The organism is Acinetobacter sp. AOR34_HL, from assembly GCF_027854795.1.
GTDB lineage: Bacteria > Pseudomonadota > Gammaproteobacteria > Pseudomonadales > Moraxellaceae > Acinetobacter > Acinetobacter junii.
In genome coordinates this window covers 1-10241 of the sequence record NZ_JAKTID010000025.1, presented here as the reverse complement: position 1 = coordinate 10241, position 10241 = coordinate 1, and the positions used below count along the sequence as shown (strand labels likewise).

General features: G+C 37.2%; 9 protein-coding genes. 5 read left to right on the top strand and 4 right to left on the bottom strand.

The annotated features are described in order from the left end of the window. The 3 genes from MKL32_RS03405 to znuD all read right to left on the bottom strand — a co-directional run. Positions 1 to 205 (bottom strand): DUF4372 domain-containing protein (locus tag MKL32_RS03405; RefSeq protein WP_270900169.1); only part of this gene is annotated, 205 nt, incomplete at its 3' end. Positions 206 to 322: 117 nt separating this feature from the next. Then, positions 323 to 1786: a phospholipase D family protein gene (locus MKL32_RS03400; protein WP_270900168.1), complete on the bottom strand. Its 1464-nt coding sequence runs from the start codon at positions 1784 to 1786 to the stop codon at positions 323 to 325. A 78-nt stretch (positions 1787 to 1864) separates the two neighbouring features. After that, positions 1865 to 3940 (bottom strand): zinc piracy TonB-dependent receptor ZnuD, encoded by a 2076-nt coding sequence (gene znuD, locus MKL32_RS03395; RefSeq protein ID WP_004964068.1) that lies wholly within the window; start codon positions 3938 to 3940, stop codon positions 1865 to 1867. 133 nt (positions 3941 to 4073) lie between these two features. On the opposite strand from znuD, the gene MKL32_RS03390 reads away from it, so the two are divergent. From MKL32_RS03390 to MKL32_RS03375, 4 genes are all read left to right on the top strand, one after another. Then, the gene (locus tag MKL32_RS03390; RefSeq protein ID WP_004964073.1) at positions 4074 to 4832 is read left to right on the top strand and encodes a DUF4184 family protein; all 759 of its coding nucleotides are present in this window, start codon (positions 4074 to 4076) and stop codon (positions 4830 to 4832) included. Positions 4833 to 4985: 153 nt separating this feature from the next. Continuing rightward, complete coding sequence (gene aspS / locus MKL32_RS03385; RefSeq protein WP_005402071.1) at positions 4986 to 6767, top strand: aspartate--tRNA ligase; 1782 nt, start codon at positions 4986 to 4988, stop codon at positions 6765 to 6767. Positions 6768 to 6927: 160 nt separating this feature from the next. Further along, entirely contained in the window at positions 6928 to 7149 is a 222-nt protein-coding gene (locus MKL32_RS03380) for a hypothetical protein (RefSeq protein ID WP_004908914.1), read from the top strand. A gap of 5 nt (positions 7150 to 7154) precedes the next feature. Continuing rightward, positions 7155 to 8042: a lysophospholipid acyltransferase family protein gene (locus MKL32_RS03375; RefSeq protein WP_270900167.1), complete on the top strand. Its 888-nt coding sequence runs from the start codon at positions 7155 to 7157 to the stop codon at positions 8040 to 8042. A 5-nt stretch (positions 8043 to 8047) separates the two neighbouring features. Here MKL32_RS03375 and MKL32_RS03370 read toward each other — a convergent pair whose 3' ends face one another. Continuing rightward, on the bottom strand, positions 8048 to 8863 hold the full coding sequence (locus MKL32_RS03370; RefSeq protein WP_017397567.1) for a glycosyltransferase family 25 protein: 816 nt from the start codon (positions 8861 to 8863) through the stop codon (positions 8048 to 8050). Positions 8864 to 9135: 272 nt separating this feature from the next. Between MKL32_RS03370 and MKL32_RS03365 the strand changes: the two genes are divergently transcribed. After that, positions 9136 to 10044 carry a hypothetical protein gene (locus tag MKL32_RS03365; protein ID WP_004964084.1) on the top strand — a complete coding sequence of 303 codons (909 nt, stop codon included), beginning with the start codon at positions 9136 to 9138 and terminating at the stop codon, positions 10042 to 10044. Positions 10045 to 10241 lie beyond the last annotated feature (197 nt).

Here is a 10241-nt window from a genome sequence, read left to right as displayed (position 1 = left end):
TTTCCTGCTGGGATTCGAGATTGGATTGAATGTCTCTTAAGCTTTGCCGACAAGAAAGTTGGGACATCAATATGGCAACAAACTGATCCCAGCGGATGGCTGATCTTAATTTTTGCCCAGAGTGGTGCAGTTTAGCCAGACGTTCAAAATCTTGTCTTAGAATGGGTTTGAGTAATTGATGAAATACGGTATTCTGATGTGACAAAACCTGAGTCCTTTATAGTTAAAGTGTTTGTTTGCACTCATATTTTAACTATTTAGACTCAGGTTTTTTTATTTAAAGCAAACTATGGGACAGTAGTGGCTATAAGCCTCTTTCTTTTTAGAACGTCGACAATCCAGACCATTCCATAAAACGATATATCCAATATTTAAATTTTGATTCATCTGCATACTTTGAATAATCAACCGTCATTTGACGGCCATTTAGGTTATTCCACGATGAATTAAAATATGTCTTTGCATCACGAAAAACCTGTGCTTGTGTATTCCCAACAACTCTCATGTTGGTCTCAAGATTATAATTTTTTAAATTACGTGCAGTTAGGTTTGCGGAACCAAGAATCAACTCTGCATGCTGATGATTATATTTAAGCAGCATTTTACTATGACATTGCTCTCCATGTGTATCACACCATCGAATCGGAATACCAACAGCATTCAATTCAGAAGCAACTTGTCGATTGGGTATACCATTTTTTTGTCGACCAAATGCATCTTTATTCGGATCTAAGATCATCCGCACATCAACACCACGCTTTTTAGCTTGTTTAAGTGCCTCAATAATTTGTCGTTCTGATAAATAAAACATAGCAATATCTAAATGATCTTGAGCTTTAGCCTCATTTATCATCTTGATTACAGCATCATAAATTGCTTTTTCAGTCAGTACCTGCACTTGTGGCAAGCTCTTATCCTCAGCAAATGCACCCATGATCACAACAGGACTTGAGCCCTTAGACATAGATGCAACTGCTTGCTCTGTCTGTAGCATATCAACCGCAGTTGGACCATCTACAACTAAAGCAACATTACTATGATGTGAACTGCCATCATGTGGATTTGCAGAAGTCACTAAGCTTTTCCAACCTTGTTCCGTATCCACAACCAAAGTTTTTCGATGATTTGCTTTGAAGTTAAATAGTTCTAAATAACTACGTAAAGTGATTTTATCGTCGCCAAATGGATTTTTTAACCATCCACCTTCTGAACTATTGCCTAGATTCTGACAACAGATATACCAAAAACCAGACCAAAGTGGATTAGATGCACGTAAAGGTTTCAAATCTGTTTCGATTACATCAATACCTGCTTGGCGCAATGAACGATAATGTTCAGGTGCAATCCCACCATATACCGAGTTGATTGGATCAGTGATCAGTACAATTTGAATGTTCGGGTTCTGTTGTCGCTTTAGAATCAATGCATCTGTTAATTTTTGCATCAAAGGGATTTGCTGAATCTTGGATTGACCTACTTCTTGATTAAACAAAAACATATCCAGCACAATTGTGGTTTGTGCATCATCAATTAATTTAAAAATTTCAGTAAAAATTTTCTGATCGAGATGTTGAGTTCCTTGCGCATCGACATAAGTTTGGTCTGCTAGAAATTTCACATTGGCATGACGTAATTGACCAGTGAAATTCAATCCTTTAGGAATAGGTTTCACCGTATGATAAATTGCAGAAGCAATATATCCTATCGCTAAAATACATAATATCACTGCCATGTAACGTCGACCTGACCAGTTTAACTTTTGATGAATTTTTTGGAAGATGCGCATATAAACAGAAAAAGCCCTAGCCTAATGAACCAAGGCTAGAGCTTATAGATTGATATTTCAATAAGATTTCAGTGAAAATTAAAAGTTAAAATTTACACCAACTGTAAAATTACGACCAACTTGCGGGATCGTTGAAAGGAACGATGCATGTTGATAAATTTGATCATCTAAAAGATTATTTGCATTTAGAAAAACGCGATAATTACCTAAATTACTATATTCACCCGAGTAAGCGACACCAAGATTCAACATATTATAACCTTGCGTTTCGGTTTCATATGCCGTGATTTTGTCTTGGTTAAAGACATGATAATACTCAGCAGATCCAGTGAACCCATCACCAAAATCAGCATTTACTTTAGTCCCTAAACGCCCCGCTGGAACACGTGGAGCATTTTCATTGTCGATTTTTCCACGCACGTAATCACCAAACACACCTATTTTGTATGTAGGAGAAATTTGGTAAGCAGCTTCTGCCTCAGCTCCATAAAAACGTGCTTTGTCTTGAGTATATTTTACTAGGCGGAAGTCTTCGTAGCGATCTAAAGTTTGTGCGTAAATGTAGTCATCAAACCAGTTATGATAAACATGGATATGATAATCAAAACGGTTGTTATCATAATGGAAGCCTAATTCCACATTGTTCGACTGCTCTTTTTTGAGCTGATCATTTCCTAACTCATAAGTATTGGTCGCAAAATGTTTACCATCAGCATATAACTCTTGAGCTAGTGGTAGGCGTTGTTGATGCGATGCAACTAAAGAAAGTTTATAGTCTGGTGCAAATTCCCAGTTAGCGGCACCTGAAGCAGAAAATGCTGAACCATCAAAATCTTTCTTACTTGAATCTTCGATATCGATTTTTTGTTGATCCACACGAGCTGCCAACTCAACATGTACGTCATTGAATTGAGCATGTTCTAGGGCAAAAAGACTCCATTTTTTTGTCGTATTTGGCGCTAAAAATGCTTCTTCACCCGTTAAATTTAATTTCTGTTGTCCATACTGAGTACCTATCACGCCTTCCCATGCACCGATTGGGTTATGTACCAACTCAACACGTCCATCATATGCTTTATTCTTGAAGCGAGTAGCAATCGTATCTTCTTCAATTTCATCGTGCTGATAGTCTGTATAGCTTGCTTGCGCTCTAAACTTCTTAAAACCTTTGAACGGATTGTCTAATTCAGAACGAATGTCATAACGTTCAGATTTTAAATCAATCCACGGTCCGGCTTCATGTACGTGTTCACCTTCATGTTCATCATGATGATCACCACCATGCTCATCTTCGTGTTCATGATCACCACAATGTAAATGTGGAGTCCCAACTAAATGAGCTTCACAACTTTCATATTCATGACTATGGCCAGGTAGACCATATTTATCTTGACGATTACTGTAAGAAATCCCTGTAAAACCACGATCGTAGATCCATGACAAACCAACATTTACAGTTTGACCTTCAGCAAAAGTATTATCAACTCGGCGCTCTTTTTCACCTTCATGAAAATAATCGGGTGCAATGTAATTATTCGCATCACGTTTTAAACCTTCAACACGTAATGCTACTTGATCGCCTAAACCAACTGTAACACCAGCACTTGCCAGCTTTTCATCACTTCCCGTGTTGTAGCGTAATCCAACATTTCCTTCATAACCTTTTTCAGGCATTTGCGTAGGTAACTTACTGTCAATCACATTGACTAAACCACCTACTGTACCTGCACCAAATAATAATGTAGAAGGACCACGAATCACTTCGACCTGTTTTGCTAATGCAGGATCTACAGTTACCGCATGATCAGGTGATAAGGTCGATACATCAATGTTTTCAGATGAGTTTTGTAAGATTTTAACTCGAGCACCATCTTGACCTCGGATGACAGGACGACTTGAACCAGCGCCGAACTGATTTGAATAAATCCCCGTTTGTTGCCCAAGTACATCCCCAATGGTTACGGCACCTTGTGATAATTTAGTTTGATCGATCACACTATCGGCTACCGCAAAATCCTGTGAGGTTTGTTCCAATGGATGCGCTTTGATTCTAATCGTTTCTAAGCTTTCAACTTTTTCATTTTCAGCAGCAAAAGCTGTTACAGAAACAGCTGCTAATATAGACAGCGTTAATATATTTTTATAAAACAACATGAACATTATCTCGAACCAATTTATTTTTGTTATATTATAACATTTCATCCAATTTGCAATAAGAAACATCACAACACGAAACATTTGCTACACTGCTGCTCCATGATTTCATAAAAACTCGTTTTCTAACGATATGCCTTTTACACTTTCCCACGCTGTACTTGCACCACCATTATCAAAACTGACTAAAGGACATCTTCCTATTGCTGCTTTGGCGATTGGATGCATGACACCTGATTTATATCGTTTATTTACTCAAGCCAATCTACCTATCGCACACCAATGGTCAGGAGTTATTTTTCCCAACCTTCCGATAGGTTTATTTTTCTGCTTACTTTGGTATCTGATCTATCGCCCTGTGATGTATCGAGTACTTGGAATCATTCATCCTCTAAATATTAAATCGTTTGATCAAATCATCACTTTCGTATTAATGACTTGTTTTGCAATTATCATCGGTACCGCAACCCACTTAGTATGGGATGGTTTAACGCATCTCGATTTTCGAACTTTCGCTTTTAGAAATTTACTGGCTCAGAACATTTCAATATTTGGTTTGAATTATCCATTACATTTCATATTGCAAATTACTTCATCTGTAGTTGCTTTACCTTTTATCTTTTGCATGTGTAAAAGCTATTACCATACCCATAAGCAACCGAAAGCTGTTCCTGTAAAAATTAAATTATTCATGATCATAAGCTTAATAATTTCAACAATTTCTGGAATGTTATCTGTTTGGGGCTATAGTCGCCACATCCATTCTGATCTTTGGAACACCGAACGATATTTTTTTATCGGTAAATCAATTAATGAGTTCACTCAGACAGGATTAATACTATTTACTGCCTCATGTTTAGTCCTATTATTTTTAGATCGAAATAAGAACTAAAGCTCATTTTAATTAAAAGCGGATGTTTAAGATTCTGTTAAAGCATTAAGACTTGAGACTATACGTTCAACAAGGCATAATCTCCCCTTCATTGGTGCTGCGCTGTTTACGCATTCACCTTCTAGCCAATATAGTTTGGATAAATAATTCAATATGATGCGCACTCATTACTGTGGCTCTTTAACTGAAGCCCAAATCGATCAAACAGTTACTCTATGCGGTTGGGTTCATCGTCGCCGTGACCATGGCGGTGTGATTTTCCTTGATATGCGTGACCGTGATGGTTTAGTTCAAGTCGTTATTGACCCTGATACACCAGAAGCATTCGCTACTGCGGATAAAGCACGTTCTGAATTTGTTTTAAAAATTACAGGTCGTGTACGTCGTCGCTATGAAGGTACTGAAAATGCCAACATGGTGAGTGGTCAAATTGAAGTTTTGGCAAAAGAAATCGAAGTTCTTGCTGCTTCTGAAACTCCGCCATTCCCATTAAATGACGAAAATACCAATATTTCTGAAGAAATTCGTTTGAAATATCGTTTCTTGGACATCCGTCGTCCAGAAATGTTAGATCGTTTACGCTTCCGTTCTAAAGTTACTAACTTAATTCGTAACTATTTCGAAGATCACGGTTTTCTAGACGTTGAAACACCTATCTTGACTCGTGCAACTCCTGAGGGCGCACGTGACTATTTAGTACCAAGCCGTGTTTCAAATGGTAGTTTTTACGCGCTTCCACAATCACCACAATTGTTTAAACAATTGTTGATGGTAGGTGGTATTGATCGTTATTACCAAATCGCGAAATGTTTCCGTGACGAAGATCTACGTGCAGATCGTCAGCCTGAATTTACCCAAATCGACGTTGAAACATCGTTCATGAGTGACGATGACATCATGGATTTAATGGAAGGCTTAACAGTTAAAATGTTCAACGAATTATTGAATGTAAAATTCGATAAATTCGAACGTATGACTTATGCTGACGCAATGCGTGATTATGCTTCTGATAAACCAGATATGCGTATTCCATTGAAACTCGTTGACGTTGCAGACTTAATGCAAGATGTTGAGTTCAAAGTTTTCGCTGGTCCTGCAAAAGATCCTAAAGGTCGTATTGTAGCGTTACGTGTTCCTGGTGCAGGTTCACTACCACGTAGTGCGATTGACGAATACACTAAATTCGTAGGCATCTACGGTGCTAAAGGCTTGGCTTATATTAAAGTCAATGAACTTGAGAAAGGCATCGAAGGTCTTCAATCACCAATCGTTAAATTCATCGAACCAATCGTACTTGACCTACTCAAACGCGTTGGTGCTGAAAACGGTGACATCGTATTCTTTGGTGCTGACAAAGCGAAGATCGTAAATGATGCGATGGGTGCACTTCGTGTGAAAATCGGTCATGACTTGAATCTTGCAACGTGCGAGTGGGCTCCACTTTGGGTCGTTGACTTCCCAATGTTCGAAGAAACTGATGATGGCAAATGGACTTCTGTTCACCACCCATTCACACTACCAAAATCAAGTGTTGAAGAAGTAAAGAGCAATCCAGGCGCGGCACTATCAGTTGCATACGATATGGTATTGAATGGTACTGAAATTGGTGGTGGTTCACTTCGTATCTATACACTAGAAATGCAAAAAGCAATTTTTGAAGCTTTAGGTATCGGCGAAGAAGAAGCGGAAGAAAAATTCAGCTTCTTATTGAACGCATTACGTTATGGTGCGCCTCCACATGGTGGTTTGGCTTTTGGTCTTGACCGTTTGATCATGTTGATGACTGGTGCATCTTCAATTCGTGATGTGATCGCATTCCCGAAAACGAAGACTGCTGAATGTCCATTGACTCAAGCTCCAGCTCCTGTTGAAGCAAATCAATTGCGTGACTTAGGCATTCGTTTACGTGAAAAGCCGAAAACTGAAGAAAAATAATCTGTAGTTTTATGGATTAAATAAAAACCCTGTCTTGTACAGGGTTTTTTTATGGCTATAAGATCTCCTCCTTTTGGAGAGCGTTGGTACGATAATTTATACTTTGAGAATATCTATGCTAGTGGCATAATGAACTGCTTTTTATTGAGAGGTCATTGTTATGGCAATGCGTCCTGATGTACGTCGACATGCAATTGTGATTATTGTGTTTTCTTTGGCACAATGGTTTTTTATGCGCTATATTTTAGCAAATGAACTTTTCAATATGACGACCAATGAACGCATTTTATATTTTTGCGTTAGTAGCTTAGCAGGTGCACTTCTCATCTTTGTCGCCCTCATTTATATGGTCCTCAAAGGCAACGCGAATAAACAAGATTAATCGCAATGTCGTTTTATACCACTTTACTCCGTATTCTACCTTTAGCATTTTTGCGCAGTATCGCAAAAGTGGTAGCTTATTTTATCAACCAAAATCCAAATAAAAGTATGCTTTGGAAAACACGGGTAAATCTCAGTCTTGCTTATCCAGATATTCCTGAGCGTGAGCGTGAAAAGCTTGCTAAAGAAAGCGTGACAAAGCAATGTCTAAGTTATATCGAATCTGGGAAATGCTGGGCAATGCCTCCAGAATGGAGTATCCAGCAAATAAAGATGGTTCATCATTTAGATGTACTAACAAATGCATTAAATGACCCCCGCGGTGCTTTAATTATTACCCCTCACCTCGGTACATGGGAAATGATGAATGCATGGGTACACCAATATGGTATTCCTACCATTATGTATAAACCCATGAAAGACTCAGGATTTAATGCTTTTGCTTTACATGCTCGCCAACGGTTAAACGCGACACTAGTTCCAACTGATGCCAACGGTGTTAAAGCATTATTCAAAAACCTCAAACAAGGTGGTTTCAGTGTAATTCTGCCAGATCATGTCCCTCAACCCTCTGGTGGTGTCGTGGTTCCTTTTTTTGGAGTTCCCTGCTTAACCAGTACTTTAGCCAGCAAAATGGCACAAAAAACTCAATGCCGTTTAGTGGGATTAAGTTGTTTCCGTAGAGAGGATGGTGAAGGTTTTGAGGTCTACTGTGATGATCTCAATGATCCTGAACTCTATGATCGAGATATAGAAGTTGCGACAACTGCATTAAATAAAGCGGTAGAGCAAATGATCAACCGCTTTCCAACTGAATACATGTGGGGATATAAGCGGTTTAGAGCTATAAATGCCTCAGATGAACACTATAAGAAAAATTCAATAATGATATAAAACTACTATTTAAACTTAATTTTTGTCACTTTTTTCCCTTGAAAAAACCATATTCCAATTTGAATAAAAGATAGTATTTGTAGAAATGGGCGCCCAAGTTCACGCTGAGCTTTGGCCCTTAAACTCAACTTCTTTTTAACTTTAATCTCTCCTTTACGAATATTTCGAACTTCCTCTAACGAGCTAGGAAAATTTGTCTCACCGTCAGTTAAAATTACATCTTGAATACATAGCGCTGGCGATAACTGATATATTTTTTGATGGGATTCTTCTGGATAAGCCCTAAATATAATATGGTCTATAGGTATAAGTTCTGATAGCCTAGCCGTAAAATCTATTAGAGATTCTGCGGCGCGACGTGACAAAATATATCCACCAGCCCCCATATGTGGACCATTTAGTACTACTAATTCACGTTTATTTTCAAGAGTTAAAGGCTCATCTTTTCTAGAAAGAAATACCTTACGATATAAAGTTTCTAATTTAACTATTTCACATTGCTCAGAAATCCATTGAGAATTTTTCAAAAAAAATTGAGCAGAATTACCTAAATAAATATCATCTTCAAATATGGCAATATAATCTAATTTTTCATCAACAGCTTTTTTCCATAAGCAGACATGGCTTAATATGCAAGAAATTTCATTTGGATGTAAATCAGTTTTATCGACCGTTATGCCTAGATCAAGTGCTGTTGAAGATAAAGTGATGGGAGTAATCGCATCAAAAAATTCAAATACTAATCCCTCTTTAGTAAATTCAGTATGAATATGCTTTCTACGTTGAGACTCATTTGAAAGACTTATTACATAATTTCTCATAGGTTGATCTTCATATACAACAATATAAGCCACTAAAAGTAAGGCACAAAGAAACTATCATTCATATTCTATCTTGTAAATACAACAATAAATTAGAACGCACTATTTATTCTATCAAAATCATAGTGGAGTTTATTGCACAATACATTTCAATGCTAGTCATGTAAAGAATATAGACTTACAATGTTGGTTTTAATTTTATCGTGCAGTTCCTTAAAGATTTTATCTTCTACATACTGCATTGATTTATATATGATGAAGTGATTGCAGATATGAACAATGACGTAATTAAAGTATTCGTTGGGTGTGATCCCAACAACTGTGACTTAGAACAAATGATGGTTTTAGATTACAGTATTCGAAAACACACTCAACATCCTATTGAAATTTTTTGGATGCAATTAAGCCATGATACAAAAAGTCCATGGTACAGTAATCAAGAAGCTAGTGAAGGTTGGCATACTGAAAAATGGGCGACTCCTTTTTCAGGTTTTCGATGGGCAATTCCAGAATCATCCAACTTTGAAGGGCGTTCGATCTATATGGATGCTGATGTCATCGTTTTATGTGATATTGCTGAGTTATGGTCGCATCCGATGAAAGATGATGCAATCGTCATCGCCAAAGGTGGCAAAAGTTCAGCTCGTTTATGTACTTGTGTTTGGGATTGTGAAAAAGCTAAACAATATTTACCTTCACTTAAAACGTTGCAATCTGATCCAGATGGTCACAAGAAGTTAATGCAACTAATCAAAGACCAACCACATCTAGTCCAAAACTACAATAGTTCATACAACTGTATTGATGGTGAAGGCTTAAAAATAGAAGATATCAAGATTCTTCATTACTCCGACATGGGTACTCAGTTTAGCCATAAATACTCGTTACCGCGCCTAGAAAAAAACAATCAAAAACATTGGTTTGATGGAAAAATCATGCCTCATCCAAGACAAGACTTAGTTGAGTTATTTGATCAATATTATCAAGAAGCGTTGGATAATGGTTATAAACCTGAAGACTATTTAGTAAAAGCTTATGGTCCATTTCAAAAAGCGACTCAAATCAATTATCAAGGCAATAAAGTTACACGCCCTGACGAACAAAGAAACTGGTTTAGTAATTCACTACACAAATTAAAAGCAAAATATAAAGATAAAAATAAATTTTCTTTGGATGATTAACAGATTAGCAATCTCATCCCAAAATTAGCAATAACAATCAACTTAAATATATGTGTTTAGGTTGATTTTTATTTTTATCGTGTGTTTTGTCAATTCAATAACTAGACCTCTTGCAAAAATCATTTTTTAACCAACTCCATGTTGTAAATTGCAGCAATTAAATTCAGACGTAAACCCATGCGTTTACGCCTATTTCG

What these genes read in the sequence shown, in the direction of transcription:
- MKL32_RS03400 (WP_270900168.1), bottom strand. Translation starts at nt 1,786, where the DNA reads ATGCGCATCTTCCAAAAAATTCATCAAAAGTTAAACTGGTCAGGTCGA.
- znuD (WP_004964068.1), bottom strand. Translation starts at nt 3,940, where the DNA reads ATGTTGTTTTATAAAAATATATTAACGCTGTCTATATTAGCAGCTGTT.
- MKL32_RS03390 (WP_004964073.1), top strand. Translation starts at nt 4,074, where the DNA reads ATGCCTTTTACACTTTCCCACGCTGTACTTGCACCACCATTATCAAAA.
- aspS (WP_005402071.1), top strand. Translation starts at nt 4,986, where the DNA reads ATGATGCGCACTCATTACTGTGGCTCTTTAACTGAAGCCCAAATCGAT.
- MKL32_RS03380 (WP_004908914.1), top strand. Translation starts at nt 6,928, where the DNA reads ATGGCAATGCGTCCTGATGTACGTCGACATGCAATTGTGATTATTGTG.
- MKL32_RS03375 (WP_270900167.1), top strand. Translation starts at nt 7,155, where the DNA reads ATGTCGTTTTATACCACTTTACTCCGTATTCTACCTTTAGCATTTTTG.
- MKL32_RS03370 (WP_017397567.1), bottom strand. Translation starts at nt 8,863, where the DNA reads ATGAGAAATTATGTAATAAGTCTTTCAAATGAGTCTCAACGTAGAAAG.
- MKL32_RS03365 (WP_004964084.1), top strand. Translation starts at nt 9,136, where the DNA reads ATGAACAATGACGTAATTAAAGTATTCGTTGGGTGTGATCCCAACAAC.